The sequence below is a fragment of the Streptomyces griseoloalbus genome (assembly GCA_014650015.1).
Lineage (GTDB): Bacteria > Actinomycetota > Actinomycetes > Streptomycetales > Streptomycetaceae > Streptomyces > Streptomyces griseoloalbus.
This window is the reverse complement of the sequence record BMUD01000024.1, coordinates 38,847-55,240: the sequence shown is the minus strand read 5'-3', so window position 1 is coordinate 55,240 and position 16,394 is coordinate 38,847. Positions and strand designations below refer to the sequence as shown.

At 71.8% G+C, this 16,394-nt stretch carries 2 protein-coding genes; one reads left to right on the top strand and one right to left on the bottom strand.

What is annotated here, in order from left to right; translation table 11 throughout:
• Positions 1-283 precede the first annotated feature (283 nt).
• Positions 284-1,045, bottom strand: coding sequence for a thioesterase II family protein (locus tag IE178_RS28640; protein WP_318280293.1), 762 nt, complete (start codon positions 1,043-1,045; stop codon positions 284-286).
• A 904-nt stretch (positions 1,046-1,949) separates the two neighbouring features.
• Here IE178_RS28640 and IE178_RS28635 point away from each other — a divergent pair.
• Positions 1,950-16,382: a type I polyketide synthase gene (locus IE178_RS28635; protein WP_193514312.1), complete on the top strand. Its 14,433-nt coding sequence runs from the start codon at positions 1,950-1,952 to the stop codon at positions 16,380-16,382.
• Positions 16,383-16,394: the final 12 nt, after the last annotated feature.

Genomic DNA, 16,394 nt, shown 5'->3' with positions numbered 1-16,394 from the left:
CGGCTTGCGGCGCGCGGGGTGAGCGTTTCGCCCGCCGGGACGCGGACGGCACCTGGGCGGGGCCGCCGCAGCACTTCGGAGCCCGGCGACGTGCGGTGGGACGCGATGCTCAGCGCGTTCCAGGTCGTCCCAGTCGGGAGGCGGGCCGGCCGAGAGTCCCGAGGGGCGGCGTACGACCGCGTCTGGCTCGAGCCATCGGGTAAGGCAGGACTCGCAGGGTGCTTCTTCCGGATCACCTCGCCTTCTTGGGGTGGCCGGCTCTGCCGACGGCTCGCCGACGGGATCAGCGGGTCAGCGCGATGACATGGTCGCGTACGACGGACGCCACGGCCGCGGAGTGGTCCGCCAGGTAGAAGTGACCGCCGCTGAAGTTGAGCACGTCGAACCGCGCCGATGTCCGGGCAGCCCAGTGACGCATCTCGGCCGGGGACGCCACCGGATCGCTGTCGCCGGCCAGGGCGAGCACGGGACAGGAGAGCTGCGGCCCGTCGGTGTGCCGGTAGGTCTCCACGGCTTGGTAGTCGGCACGAAGGACCGGCAGGAACAGGGCACGCATGTCCGGGCTCTCGAACAGGCGCATGTCCGTGCCACCCAACCTCCTGATCTCGGCCAGGAGACCGTCGTCGTCCCGCAGGTGCACCTCACACCGTTGCTCGTCACCGGGTGCGCGACGGCCGGAGACGACGAGAGTGACGGGCGGACTGCCGGCCGCGGTCAGTCGTCTGGCCACCTCGTAGGCGACCACCGCTCCCATGCTGTGCCCGAACAGGGACAGCGCTCGGTGAGCCCACGGCCCCAGTGCCTCCACGCTGTCGTCGACCAGCTGATCGATGGTGCGGGCGAGGGGCTCGGTCCTGCGGTTCTGGCGCCCGGGGTACTGGACCGCCGACACGTCGATGCCAGGACTCAGCGCGGCGGCGAACGGCCGGTAGTAGCTCGCGGCGCCACCGGCGTGCGGAAAGCACACCAAGGCTGCTTCCGCGCCAGGGGACGAAGAGAACCGCTGTATCCCCTTGCTCATGACGGGGTCGGCGTGGCTCACCATGGTTACTCCTCGACGGTGGGTCCGTAGCGGCAGAACACCCAGCCGAGGTGATCTCCGGCGGGAGGATCGTCGGGACGTGCTGCGTCCTTTCCTCCTCCGCACGTGTATACGACGGACGAGGCCATGCCGACGGTGGGTCTGCGACGAAAAACGCTCGCTCTTCGACGAATGTGACTGTGCAGACAGGTTATTGGGCGTCGACCCGGCCGGATAGCACTGTCCGGCCCGAATGGCCGGTGCCCATCGCCTGGCCGACGGCGTCCGGTGACGCAAGGACTGCGTCATTGTTCACTCGTCTCCGCCGATCTGTCCAGTTGCCCAGGGAGGCCGGGCCGTTACCCCGCGGATGATGAGAAGTGCGCGATGAGAGGGCGTGGGCGGGCCGGTACCCGCTGTCTTGAGACGCCGGACGATTGTCCGCCCTCGACCCGCTTAGCGGGCTCGGCGCGACAGTGGCGCTGCGGGTCCCGCCTTCACACAACCCGCACCACACCGGTTTCGGGGGGTGGGTGACACCACCCAGCAGTGTAGGGAGAGCCCCTTGATCACGGACCGACGGCGTGCCTAACGTGATCACGCACGCTGTCGGCATACGCCTGAAAGGGGAAGCTCGCCTTTTAGGTGATGCCTCGATGTGACGCATTGATCGCTCGGAACCGAAGTTCTCCTCACGGCACGGCAATGAGGCTGTGTGCGTGTACGTATGGATCCGTTTCTGTCCTGGATGACGTTGCCGCAAGCGCACGGAAGCGACACGCGGCCCTGGCCCTTCGTCCCGCCGCCTCAATCCCGACGATAAAACCCCGCACCTACTTTCATGCCTTCCTTCGCGCTGCCCTCACACCGTGTGTGACGAATGCGCCTCAGCAGAAGTTCGTCACTGCCGCAAGATGGGAACTGCGTAATGAGCGTGTCTCCGGAACCCCTCAGCCGTCGCGATGACATCGCGGTCATCGGACTGTCGTGCCGCCTGCCCGGTGCAACGGATCCCCATGCTTTCTGGCGCCTGCTCAGCGCCGGTGAGACCGCTGTCACCGAGACCCCCGACGAGCGGTGGGACACCTCATCGCTCTGCGCTTCCGACTCCACCCTGCCGGGTAGGACCGATTCACGCTGGGGCGGCTTCCTGGAGGACGTCGGCCACTTCGACGCGGAATTCTTCGGCATCTCCCCCCGCGAGGCCGCGGCCATGGACCCGCAGCAGCGGCTCATGCTCGAACTCGGCTGGGAAGCTCTGGAGAACGCCGGTGTGGTGCCCGACGCGTTGCGCGAAGCACACGTCGGCGTCTTCGCCGGCGCGATCGGCACCGACTACGCGACGCTCAGCCAGCAGCAGGGTCTGAAGGGCATCGACCACCACACCGTGGTCGGCCTGAGCCGTGGCCTCATCGCGAACCGCGTGTCGTACGCGTTGGGGCTGCGGGGTCCCAGCTTCGTCGTGGACTCCGCCCAGTCCTCCTCGCTCGTCGCCGTGCACCTGGCCTGCGAGAGCCTGCGATCGGGTGAATCCGAACTGGCGCTGGCCGGTGGGGTGCACCTGAACGTCGCACCCGACAGCGCGATCGCCGCCTCGAAGTTCGGCGGACTGTCGCCCGACGGGCGCTGTCACACCTTCGACGAGCGGGCCAATGGTTACGTCAGGGGCGAGGGCGGTGGCCTCGTCGTCCTGAAGCCCTTGCAGAAGGCACTGGCCGACGGCGACACGGTGTACTGCGTGATCCGCGGCAGCGCGGTGAACAACGACGGGGCGAGCGACGGTCTCACCACCCCCGACGTGTCGGCGCAGGAGTCCGTCCTGCGGATGGCGTACGAGCGGGCGGGCGTCGAGCCGAGCAGGGTGCAGTACGTCGAGTTGCACGGCACCGGCACCAAGGTCGGCGACCCGATCGAGGCCGCCGCGCTGGGCGCGGTGACCGCCCCCGGGCGGGCGGACGACGCACCGCTCGCCGTGGGGTCGGCCAAGACGAACGTCGGCCACTTGGAGGGCGCCGCGGGTATCACCGGGTTGCTCAAGGCAGTACTGGCGATCCGGTACGGCCAGCTTCCGCCGAGCCTGAACTTCGAGCAGCCGAATCCCCGCATACCCTTCGCGGAACTCGGACTGCGCGTCCAGACGGAACTCTCCGACTGGGGCCACCCGGCCCACGAGCGGCTGGCCGGCGTGAGCTCCTTCGGCATGGGCGGGGCCAACTGCCATGTCGTCCTGGCCGGCGCGCCTCGGACGACGCCCCCCGCCCCGGTCGAGGCGCCTGCCGCTCCGGCGGTCGCCGGTGAAACGCCGGTGCCCTATGTGCTCAGCGCCAGGAGTGCGGCAGCCGTGCGCGGCCAGGCCGCGCGGCTGCACGAGTTCCTGGCGCGACGGCCCGGCGTCGACCCCGTCGGCGCCGCTTCCCCGTTGCTCTCGTCCCGTACGCTCTTCGACCACCGGGCCGTCGTCCTGGCTCCGGACCGGGACGCGCTGCGGGCGAGTCTCGACCGGATCGCGCACGGTGTCCCCGGTGAGGGTGCCGTCGTGGGACACGCGGACTCCTCGCGTGACACCCGCAATGTCTTCGTCTTCCCCGGCCAGGGCGCCCAGTGGGTGGGCATGGGCAGGGAACTCCTCGCCTCCTCCCCCGTGTTCGCCGACTCCATAGCACGCTGCGACCGGGCACTCGGCGCCCACGTGGACTGGTCGTTGACCGAAGTGCTGGCCAACGGTGAAGGACTGGAGCGGGTCGACATCGTCCAGCCCGTCTCGTGGGCCGTCATGGTGTCCCTGGCGGCCATGTGGGAGGCGGCAGGCGTGTCGCCCGACGCCGTGGTCGGTCACTCCCAGGGGGAGATCGCGGCCGCCGTCGTCGCCGGCGCGCTGTCCATGGAGGACGCCGCGAAGGTCGTGGTACTGCGCAGCAGGCTGATCGCCGACCGGCTGGCCGGGAAGGGAGCCATGACCTCGGTCGGCCTGCCGGCCGACGAGGTACGTGCGCGGATCCAGTCCCACCCTGGCGTCTCGGTGGCCGTGGTCAACGGCCCCAGGTCGACCGTGCTCTCCGGCGATCCGGAGGTTCTCGAAGGCCTGGAGGCCGAATGGGACCGGACCGGCGTCAAGGTCTGGCGCATCGCCGTGGACTACGCCTCACACAGCCCGCAGGTGGACTCCCTGCGGGATGAACTCCTCGACGACCTGGCCGACATCACACCGGTCGCCGGGCAGGTGCCCCTGATGTCGACGGTGGAGTGTGCCTGGGTGGACGGTGACACCCTGGACGCCGAGTACTGGGCGCGCAATCTGCGCGAGCCGGTGCGCTTCAGCACGGCGGTCCAGGAGCTGCTGGCCGCGGGTCACACGCATTTCATGGAGTGCAGTCCGCACCCCGTCCTGACAGCGGCCGTCGCCGACATCGCCGACGAAGCAGCCGTGGCGGGCGTCTTCACGACCGGTTCGCTGCGGCGCAACGAAGGGGGACTGGAGCGGTTCCTCACCTGCCTCGCGGAAATGTACGTGCGAGGCGCTCGCGTCCGCTGGACCGAGTTCCTTCCCGACGGCATCGAGCCGTTGCCGGCGCACGAGCTTCCGACGTACGCGTTCCAGCGGCGGCGGCACTGGATAGACGCCGGGCCCTCACGCCCGAACGGCCCCGCGCCGGCCGTCACCGCGCTGTGGCAGGCAGACGCCGAGCCGAAGCGACAGGAGACCGCCGCGCTGGTCCCCGCGCTCGACCTCGTCCGTGCGCAGACCGCCCTGGTCCTGCGCACCGATCCGGCGGACATCCAGGTCAACCGGTCGTTCAAGGACCAGGGTTTCGACTCGGTCATGGCCGTGGAGCTGCGCAACCGGCTCAATGCCGCCACCGAACTCGCGCTGCCGTCCGGCGTCGTCTTCGACCACCCCACCCCTGAGCGCCTGGCCGGAGAGATGGAGGCCCGCCATCGCGGTGCGGGTGGTACTTCCGTGGCGGTGGCCGAGGCCGTGCGGGCCTCGACGATACCGGTCGAGGACGATCCCATCGCCATCGTCGGCATGAGCTGCCGGTTCCCCGGGGGCGTCCGGTCCCCGCAGGATCTGTGGCGACTGGTGTGTGACGCGGAGGAGGCCCTGGGCGACTATCCCACCGACCGCCACTGGGACGTGCTGGATCCCCTCGTCGAGGGTGCGGCCGGTGAGGGACGTCCCCGCAAGGGCGGTTTCCTGTACGACGCCGCCGGGTTCGACGCCGAGTTCTTCGGCATCGCACCGCGCGAGGCACTCGCGATGGACCCCCAGCAGCGACTGCTGCTGGAGACGTCGTGGGAGGCGCTGGAGGCGGCCGGCATCGTGCCGGACACCCTTCGGGGCAGCCGGACGGGAGTCTTCGCCGGGGCCATGGCCGGGGACTACGGGACACGTCTGCACGAAAGCCCGGACCATGTTGCCGGGCATCTCCTGACCGGCCTGGCGAGCAGCGTGGTGTCGGGCCGGGTGGCGTACAGCCTCGGGCTCGAGGGGCCCGCCCTCACGGTGGACACGGCGTGCTCGTCGTCCCTCGTGGCGCTCCACCTCGCCGCTCACTCGCTGCGTCAGGGCGAGTGCTCCCTCGCGTTGGCCGCAGGCGTCACGGTGATGAGCACGCCCGGGATGTTCACCGAGTTCGGACGTCAGCGTGCACTTGCCGCGGACGGCCGCTGCAAGGCGTTCTCGGAGGCGGCGGACGGCACCGGATGGGCGGAGGGCGTCGGTGTCCTGGTGGTGGAGAGGCTGTCCGACGCCCGGCGCAACGGTCACCGCGTCCTTGCGGTGCTGCGAGGGTCCGCGGTCAACCAGGACGGCGCGTCCAACGGCCTGGCCGCGCCGAACGGGCCCTCGCAGCAGCGGGTGATCCGGCAGGCGCTGGCCAGCGCCGGCCTGTCGGCGGCCGGGGTCGACGCGGTGGAGGCACACGGCACCGGTACCACGCTCGGCGACCCGATCGAGGCGCAGGCACTCCTGACGACCTATGGACAGGAACGCGACGTCGAGCATCCCTTGTGGCTCGGCTCCCTGAAGTCGAACATCGGGCACACCCAGGCCGCGGCAGGTGTCGCCGGCGTGATCAAGATGGTCATGGCCCTGCGACACGGCGTACTGCCCCGGACGCTGCACGTGCAGGAGCCCTCACGGAAGGTCGACTGGTCCGCCGGTTCCGTCGCGCTGCTCACCCAGGCACAGCCCTGGCCCGAGGGTGAGCGGGCCCGGCGTGCGGCTGTCTCCTCCTTCGGCATCAGCGGAACGAACGCCCACGTCATCATCGAGCAGGCTCCCTCGGACGAGCCGGCCGGCGACCGGCCGGGGCAGCCCCCCACGACGGAGCGGACGGCCCTTCCGTGGGTGATCAGTGGGAAGTCCCCGGCCGCCGTGGCGGCCCAGGCGGAGCGGTTGCGCTCCTTCGTCGAGGCGCGGCCCGAACTGCGGCCGTCGGACATCGCGTACTCACTGGCCACGACGCGTACCGCCTTCTCGCACCGCGCCGTCGTGGTCGGCCGCGACCACGAGGAGCTGCTGTCGGGGCTGGGGGCCCTGGCGGGCGGCCACAGCGCTCCGGGAGTGGGCAAGGGACACGTCGTGCCGGAGGGCAAGCTTGCCTTCATGTTCACCGGTCAGGGCGCCCAGCGCCTGGGTATGGGCCGGGAACTGCACGCTGAACACCCGGTGTTCGCCGCCGCGTTCAACACCGTGGTGGACGAGCTGGACCGGCATCTGGACCGTTCGCTGCGCGAAGTCGTCTGGGGTACGGACAGGAAACTGCTGGACCGCACGGTCTACACCCAGGCAGCGTTGTTCGCCGTCGAGGTGGCGCTGTACCGGCTGTTGGAGGACTGGGGGATCCGGCCGGACTACGTCACCGGCCACTCGATCGGAGAACTGACGGCCGCGCATGTGTCCGGCGTGCTGTCCCTGCCGGACGCGGCGCTGCTGGTCGCGGAGCACGGCCGTCTGATGCAGCAACTGCCCGCGGACGGTGCCATGGTCGCCGTTCAGGCTCGCGAGGACGAGGTACTGCCGCACCTCACCGACCGGGTGGGCATCGCGGCCGTCAACGGCCCTGAGTCGGTCGTCCTGTCCGGTGACGAGGAAGCCGTACTGGCGCTCGCCGACGGGTGGGCGCGACGTGGCCGCAGGACGCGCAGGCTGGCGGTCAGCCACGCCTTCCACTCGCCCTTGACGGAGCCCATGCTGGAACGTTTCCGCAGCGTTGCGGAAGGTCTCACATACGGCACCCCGGACATCCCTCTCGTGTCGAACCTCACCGGGCGCGGCGCGACCGCACAGGGACTCGGTGACGCCGAGCACTGGGTCACGCACGCACGGGACACGGTGCGCTTCGCCGACGGCGTCCGCCACCTCAGGGAACAGGGCGTCACCCGCTTCCTCGAACTCGGCCCGGACGACGTGCTGAGCGCGATGGCACAAGGCTGCCTGGACGACACCGACCAGCTGATCCTGCCGGTGCTCCGGGGGGACAGGCCCGAGCGGACAGCACTGCCCCTTGCCGTCGGCCAGTTGCACGCGTCGGGCACGGAGATCGACCGGACGGCCTGCTTCTCGGGCACGGACGCCCGCGTGGTGGAACTGCCGACGTACGCGTTCCAGCACGAGCGTTACTGGCTGGCACCGCTCGCCGGGGAGACGGACCTCGCGTCCGCCGGCCTGATCCCGATGGGGCACCCGCTGCTGGCGGCGGCCGTGCAGCTGGACGACGGAGCGGTGCTCACCGGTCGGCTCAGCACCCGGCGCCTCCCCTGGCTCGTCGACCACCGGGTGGGCGGTGCCCTCGTGGTGCCGGGTACGGCGCTGCTGGAGACGGCGGCGCGGGCCGCCGAGCAGACTGGCCACGGCGAGGTCACGGAACTGCTGCTGCACGCTCCGCTGGTCATCGCCGACGGTGAGGCGACCGACGTGCAGGTGAGGATCGAGGCGACGGGCACCCCCGGTGTCTCCGCGCTCCACCTGCTCGCCCGGTGTGCCGGTGCCGACGAGTGGACCTCGCACGCCACGGGGACGCTGGGCGGGGAACCGGCAGCCGCACCTGAGGGCGCGGAGTCCTTGACCGCGTGGCCTCCGGCGGGCGCCGTGGCACTGGACGTCGGGCACCACTACGACGAACTGGCGGCACGCGGCCTCACGTACGGTCCGGCCTTCCGCGGCGTGCGGGCGGTCTGGCGCGACGACGACGAGCTGTTCGCCGAGGTGCGGCTGCCGGACGCCGACGCGGCGCAGTCCGGCGCGTACCTGCTGCACCCCGCGTTGCTGGACGCGGTGCTGCACCCGCTCGCCGCGGGTGAGCTGTTGCCCGACGCGCAGGGCGCGCGGCTGCCGTTCTCCTGGTCCGCCGTACGCCACCATGCCCGCGGAGCCTCGGCTCTGCGGGTGCGGATGCGGAGGGAAGGGCCCGACACGGTCCGCCTGACGGCCTGGGACACGCAGGGCGGCCCCGTCCTCGAGGCCGGTGTGGTGCTGCGGCCGGTGTCGGTGGAGAAACTTCGGCTGGCGCTGTCCGCCGGCCGCGAGGAGCCGCTGTACCGGATGGTGTGGGAACCGCTCGGGGCTGCGACCGCGAGCAGTGGGCAGGCTCCGGCGGCGCAGCGATGCGTGGTGGTCGGCGACGGTCCTGGCGTCGAGGCGGCCCACGACCACCTGGCCGGTGCCGCCGCGGCGGTCGACCGCGTCAGCGGTTTCGCGGGGACGACACCCGAGCGGGTGCGCGCCGGGCTGGCCGCGGTGCTGGAGCGGATCCAGGCGTGGCTCGCCGGGCCACGGCATGAGGGCGAGTGCCTGGTGGTGATCACCCGGCAGGCGTGTTCGACCGGTTCCGACGCGACGGTCGACCCGATGCACGCGGCCGTCTGGGGACTGGTCCGGACGGTGCAGACCGAGCACGCCGGGCTGGTGCGGCTCATCGACACGGACGGGACGCTGGAGGTGCCCGATGGGCTCTCCTCGGCCGTGGCCGCCGCGGCACCGCAGCTCGCGGTGCGGGGCGGTGAGCTCCTCGTCCCGCGACTGGAGCACGTCGGGGCATCGGCCGGCGCACCGTCGCCGGCGGCCGACCCGGGCGGTGACGCCGGATCAGGGTGGGCGAACTCCTCGGTGCTGGTGACCGGGGCGGGAGGCGTGGTGGGTTCGGCGCTCACCCGTCATGTCGTAGCCACTCAAGGGGTCGGGCATGTCGTCCTCATGAGCCGGCGTGGCGCGGCGGGACCGGGCGTGACCGAACTCGCCGACGAGCTCCGGGAGCTGGGGGCCACGGTCACCGTCGCCGCCTGTGACGCGGCCGACCGCGGGCAGGTCTCCGCGGTCCTGACGGACATCCCCGCCACGCACCCGCTGCGGGGCGTCATCCACGCCGCGGGGACGCTGGCGGACAACCTCGTCGACACTCTGACTCCCGACCGGTTGAACGCCGTGCTCGGCGCCAAGGTGGACGCGGTGGACGTGCTCGACGCGGCCACCCGGGAACTGGAGCTGGACTGGTTCGTGGCGTGCTCGTCCGTCGCCGGCTGGTGGGGGACCGCCGGACAGGCGAACTACGCGGCGGCGAACGCGTGTGTGGACGCGCTGATCGAGGACCGGCACCGTGCGGGTCACCGCGCGCTGTCGCTCGCCTGGGGGTTGTGGGAGGAGAAGAGCGAACTCTCCGGGCACCTGAGCGACGTGGACATCCGCAGGATGGCACGTGTGGGGATCGAGCCGCTGTCCACGGCGGACGCGCTGCGGGCGTTCGACAGTGCGCTGACGCGGCGGGAACCGGTCCTCGCACCGGTCCGGCTGGGCGCGGTCGGCCTGCCGGGTGCCGCCACGGAATCCCTTCCGCCCTTCCTCGCGGCGCACGCCTCCGGTGCGCGCGTCCCGGCCCGTGTGCACGCGGCACAGCCGCAGCCGACGAGTCCGGCCCCCGTCCCGGTCTGCCCCTCCCCCATGGCACTGCCGCCCATGGGGGAGCAGCGGCGCCAAACGCTGACGGACCTCGTCCGCACGAGCACCGCCGCGGTCCTCGGACGGCAGGACCTTCGTGAGGACCAGTGGGAAGCGTCGTTCTCGGAGCTGGGTGTGGACTCGCTGATGTCCCTCGAGCTGCGCAGGATCCTGAACGACGCCACGGGGCTCCGGCTGCCGCCCACCTTGCTGTTCGACCGGCCCACCCTCTCGTCGCTGGCTGATCACCTCGTGCAGGCCCTCGACGCAGGCGAGGAGCCTGCGGCGGCCCAGGTGCCGCAGACCGGGGCCACCGCGGCCGTGGAGGACGACCCGATCGTCATCGTGGGCATGGCGTGCCACTACCCCGGAGGCGTCGATTCCCCCGACGACCTCTGGAACCTGGTGGCGAGCGGTTCCGACGGCGTGACGCCGTTCCCCACGGACCGCGGCTGGGACTTCGAGACACTGTTCGCCGACGATCCGGACCTGCCGGGCACCAGCCACACACGGTCCGGTGGATTCCTGCACGACGCCGCGATGTTCGACGCCAAGTTCTTCGGTATCTCCCCGCGTGAGGCGCTCGCCACCGACCCGCAGCAGCGACTTCTGCTGGAGACGTCCTGGGAGGCGCTGGAGCACGCGGGCATCAACCCGCAGACGCTCAAGGGCTCACCGACCGGCGTGTTCGCCGGCATCATGTACCACGACTACGGCTCCCGCCTCCACGAGACCCCGGACGGCATGGAGGGCTACCTGATCAACGGCAGCCTGGGCAGCGTGGCGTCGGGCAGAGTCTCGTACGTCATGGGGCTGGAGGGTCCGGCGATGACGGTGGACACCGCGTGCTCGTCCTCCCTGGTCGCGTTGCACCTGGCGAGTCAGGCACTGCAGCAGGAGGAGTGCTCGCTGGCTCTCGTGGGCGGGGTGACCGTGATGTCCATCCCCAGCACGTTCATCGACTTCAGCCGGCAGCGGGGGCTCGCCCCGGACGGACGCTGCAAGTCCTTCTCGGCCGACGCGAACGGCACCGGATGGGCCGAGGGCGTGGGTGTGCTCGTCGTCGAGAAGCTGTCGGAAGCCCGGCGCAACGGCCACCGGATCATGGCCGTCGTGCGTGGTTCCGCAGTGAACCAGGATGGTTCCTCCAACGGTCTGACCGCCCCGAGCGGTCTCGCCCAGCAGCGCGTCATCCGGCAGGCCCTCGCCAACGCGGCACTGTCCCCCGAGGACATCGACGTGGTCGAGGCGCATGGCACGGGCACCGTCCTGGGTGACCCGATCGAGGCCCAAGCACTCCTGTCGGCGTATGGACACGACCGTGAACGACCCCTGTGGCTGGGTACGCTGAAGTCCAACATCGGGCACAGCCAGGCGGCCGCCGGGGTGGGCGGCGTCATCAAGACCGTCATGGCGATGCAGCACGGTGTCATGCCGCAGACGCTGCACGTGAGTGAGCCCACACCGCACGTCGACTGGAGCTCCGGGGCGATCCGGCTGCTGACCGAGGAGCGGACGTGGCCGGCGGAGCACGGCCCGCGGCGAGCGGCCGTCTCCTCCTTCGGCATCAGTGGCACCAACGCACACGTGATCCTGGAACACCCGGCGGACCCCGCCCCGGCGGACCCCGCCCCGGAGCGGCCCGCGACGAACGTGCTTCCCTGGGTGCTCAGCGGCACGACGCGCAATGCCCTCGTGGCCCAGGCGACCCGTCTGCTCGATTTCGTCGAGGGCCGGCCCGAAGCGGACGACCACGCGGTCGCCGCGACACTGGCCTCGGGGCGCGCGACCTTCAGGCACCGCGCCGTCATGCTCGGCACCGATCACGAGGAGCTCGTCAGCGGACTGTCCGCCGCAGCGCGGATGGAACCGCATCCTCACGCCGTTCTCGCCGACGACACCCGCGAGGCGGGGAAGACCGCGTTCCTGTTCTCCGGGCAGGGAAGTCAGCGGCCGGCGATGGGCCGCGAGCTGTACCGGGCGTTCCCCGCGTATGCCGAGGCGTTCGACGCGGTGAGCGCGGCCCTGGAGGTCCATCTGGACCGCCGGCTGACGGACGTCGTCTTCGCCGACGCCGACGACCCCGAGGCGGCCGCGGTGCTGAACCGCACCGAGTACGCGCAGCCGTGTCTGTTCGCCCTGCAGGTCGCCCTCTTCCGGCTGGTCACCTCCTGGGGGGTGCGTCCGGCGTACCTGGCCGGCCACTCCGTCGGCGAGATCGCGGCGGCGCACGTGGCCGGCGTCCTGTCGCTGCCGGACGCCGCCGCACTGGTTACGGCGCGTGGCCGTCTGATGCAGGAACTGCCCGAGGGCGGCGCCATGGTCACCGTCCAGGCTCCGGAGGACGAGGTCAGGGCCCTGCTGGCGGGTCATGACGCCGTCGGTGTCGCGGCTGTCAACGGGCCCGCCGCCACGGTCGTGTCGGGCGACAGCGAGCAGGTCGCGGACATCGTCGGACAACTGGAGCGGCGCGGACGCAGGACCCGTGCGCTGCGTGTGAGCCACGCGTTCCACTCGCCGCTCATGGAGCCCGTGCTCGACGGCTTCCGCGCCGTCGTGTCCCGGATCGAGTTCGGCGTGCCGCAGATCCCGCTGGTCTCCACACTCACCGGCACACAGGCCGGAACCGGCGATTTCACCTCAGTCGAGTACTGGGTGACGCACGTGCGCGAACCCGTCAGGTTCCACGACGGCGTACGCGCGCTGGAAGCACAGGGAGTGCGGACTCTCGTGGAGCTGGGACCGGACGGAACGCTGTCCGCCCTGGCCGCGGGGTGCCTGCAGGACCCGTCCGGTGCCACGCTGGTCCCCCTGCTGCGCAAGGACCGGCCGGAGGACAGGGCGCTGCTCGAGGCGGTGGCCCGTCTGTTCGTGCAGGGCACCCCCGTGCAGTGGGGTGCGGTACTCGGTGAGGCGGGGAAGCCGCAGCCGCCCCTGCAACTGCCCACGTACGCCTTCCAGCGTGAGCGGTACTGGCTCGACCCCTCTCCTACCCCCGCCGCCCGCCGCGCCACGGACCTGCCCGGTGAGCTGGGACATCCGATACTGGGCGCGGCGATCCACCTCGCGGGCGGCGCGGTGGCCCTGACCGGCCGGCTGTCCTCCGCGGACGCGAAGTGGCTGCCGGACCACCAGGTGGGCGGTGCCGTCGTCGCGCCGAGCACCGCGATCCTGGAGATGCTGGCCTCGGCCGGCCAGCAGGCCGGTGCTCCGCGAGTCGCCGAACTCGTGCTGCGCGCACCGATGGTGATTCCCCCGGAGGGCGACCTGGACGTCCAGCTGTTCGTGTCGCCGTCCGACGGTCAGGGGCTGCGCGACGTGAGCGTGCACTCCAGGCCCGCCGCGGCCGGGGACGACGCGCCGTGGACCGACAACGCGACGGCCCGGCTCACGGAGCAGGGCAACGGGGCGAGTCCGGAGGTCGAGCCGATGCCGGCCTGGCCGCCCGGCGGAACGGAGAGCCTCGACCTGGAGGGGGCGTTCGCCGACCTCGAATGGCAGGGCCTTCGCTACGGACCCGCTTTCCGGGGCGCCGGCGCCGTCTGGGGCCGGGAGGGGGAGGTCTTCGCCGAGGTCGAACTGCCGGAGCACGTGGCGCAGGAAGCCGGGACGTATCTGCTGCATCCGGCCCTGCTCGACGCGGCACTCCATCCGCTGACGGCGCCCGGAGTGCTGCCGGACGCCGCAGGACTGCGGCTGCCCTTCTCCTGGACGGGTGCGGAGATCCACAAGCACGGCGCCACGCGCCTGCGCGTCCGGCTCGCACGGACTGGTGACACCACCGTGGCGTTCACCGCATGGGACCCGGACGGCGATCCGGTGATGACGGCCGACGGCCTGACCCTGCGGGTGATGGGACCGGACGAACTCGGGGCTCTGCGGAGCACACCGCAGCAGAGCCTCTACGAGGTGCGGTGGCCGCCGGTACCGGCGGCCTCGCCGACGGCCGACGCCCCGGCACACCGGTACCTCGTGCTGACCGGGGACGCCGAGGCGGACACGGTGGCCGACCGTGTGGCGCGCGGTGGCGGCGACGTGCGCCGACTGAGGTGCCTCGACGGTGACGCCCCGGTCCCCGCGCGGGTGCGGGCCGCGCTCTCCGGCGTCCTGACGGAGGTGCAGGCGTGGCTGGCCGAGGAGCGGGATCCGCAGGAGCGTCTGGTCGTCGTCACGCAGTACGCGGCCATGCCGGACGGGCAGTCAGGGGGTGGTGACCCCGCGCAGGCAGCTGTCTGGGGCATGCTGCGCACGGCACAGACCGAGCACCCCGGGCGCCTGCTGCTGGTCGACGTCGACGCGGACCCCGCGTCGTTCGACGGGCTTGCGGCACTGCCGGCGGACGGCGAGCCGCAGATCGCCGTCCGGGCCGGCACGGCGCACGCTCCCCGGCTGGTCACGGCAGCGGCGGGCGCTCCCGGACAGGCGACGGACGGCGCCCTTGCGGCGAGCTCCGGCACCGACTGGGCGACTGCCTCCCTGCTGGTGACGGGAGCGGGCGGCGTGGTGGGCTCGGCGCTCGCGCGGCATGCGGTCCGGTCGCACGGCGTGGGCCACGTGGCATTGCTCAGCCGACGCGGCGAGCGGGCCCCCGGCATGGTGGAGCTGGCGGACGAGCTGCGCGCGCTGGGCGCCACGGTCTCGGTCGAGGCATGTGACGTCAGTGATCGCGGCCGGCTCGCGAACGTCCTGTCACGCATACCGGCGGACCGTCCGCTGCGCGGTGTCGTCCATGCGGCCGGCACGACCCAGGACGGCACCTTCCGCGGGTTGGTGTGGGAGAGGGTGGAGCAACTGCTGCCGTCGAAGGTGGACGCCGTGCACCACCTCGACGAGCTCACCCGGCATCTCCCGCTGGACTGGTTCGTCGTGTGCTCGTCGGCCGCGGGCTGGTGGGGCAGCGCCGGACAGGCGAACTACGCGGCGAGCAACGCATGCGTCGACGCCATCGTGCAGCGACGCCGTGCGGCGGGACACGCGGGACTGTCCCTGGCCTGGGGGCTGTGGGCGGAGCGCAGCGAGCTGAGCGGGCATCTCGACGCTGGCGACCTGCGCCGGCTGGCCCGTCTCGGTATCGCCCCGCTCGCCACCGCCGACGCGCTGACGGCCTTCGACACGGCGCTGGGAGCGGACAATCCGGTTCTGCTGCCGCTGCGGCTGGACACCCGGGACCTGTCCGACACCGAGGCGTCGCCCCTCACGCCGCTGCTGCGCGACCACCTGCGTCCGTCGTCGAACGCGGCGAAGGCGTCGGGCCACGCGGAAGCCGTGAGGCAGCTCGGGGAGCTGCTGGCCCCCCTGGACGAGGACGGGCGGGCGAAGCTGCTGAAGTCGGTGGTGGCGGAGGAAGTCGCGGCGGTCCTCGGGTTCACCACCACGGAGGATGTCGAGGCGGACCGCAACTTCTTCGAGATCGGATTCGACTCGCTGACCGCTCTCGAACTCAGGAACCGCATCGAGAAGCTGATGGGACAGCCCCTCGCGGCCACCGTGGTCTTCGACCACCCCACTCCGGACGCCCTGGCACGGTACCTGCACACGCAGATCACCGTCCCGGCCGAAGGGCCGAGGCCTTCGGTGAGCGTCGTCGAGCGCGGGCACGAGGCCCCGGTGGTGCCCGAGCCGGTGCTCCCCCTGAAGGGACGGACCGTCCTGCTGACGGGGGCCACCGGAGCGCTGGGGCAGCTGTTCGCGACGGCGATGGCGGAAGCCGGGGCGAACCTCGTGGTCACCGGGCGCGACGTGGACACGCTCGACCGTCTCGCGCGCGAGCTGCGGGAGCGGCGGGCCGAAGTCCTCGCGCTGCCGACGGACCTGGGTGATCGCGAGTCGATGCCGCGGCTGCTGGCGGCGGTCGGCGAGCGGTTCGACGCGGTCGACGTCCTGGTGAACAACGCGGGCGTGACCGGGCCGGCCGGCCCGCTGTGGGAGACGGACGACGACGCGTGGTGGCACGCCATGGAGGTCAACCTCCGCGGCAGCACCCGCGCTTGCCGTGCCGTCCTGCCGGGCATGATCGAGCGGCACGGTGGCCGCGTCATCAACATCGTCAGCTCGGCGGGGAAGCACCGGTGGCCTCTTGTCTCCGGATACTCCGTGTCGAAGGCCGCGTTGATCAAGCTGGGTGAGAACCTGGCGCCCGAACTGGAGGGGACGGGAGTGACGGTGTTCAGTTACCACCCCGGCCTGGTCGACCTCGGCATCACCCAGCGGCAGATCGAGGGCGGCGTGACCGGGGAGCGGTGGAGCGACGAGGTCAGGGCATGGCTGCTGGCCCAGCGCGAGAGCCAGCGGCTCGTCGACCCCCGTCGCTCGGCGAAGATGCTCGTCCGCCTGGCCGCGGGTGAAGCCGATCCGCTGTCCGGCCGCTACCTCACCGTGGAGGACGACCTCGCCTCCCTGCTGAGGACCCGGCGATCGGGCAGGTGAGCGGCGCGAACG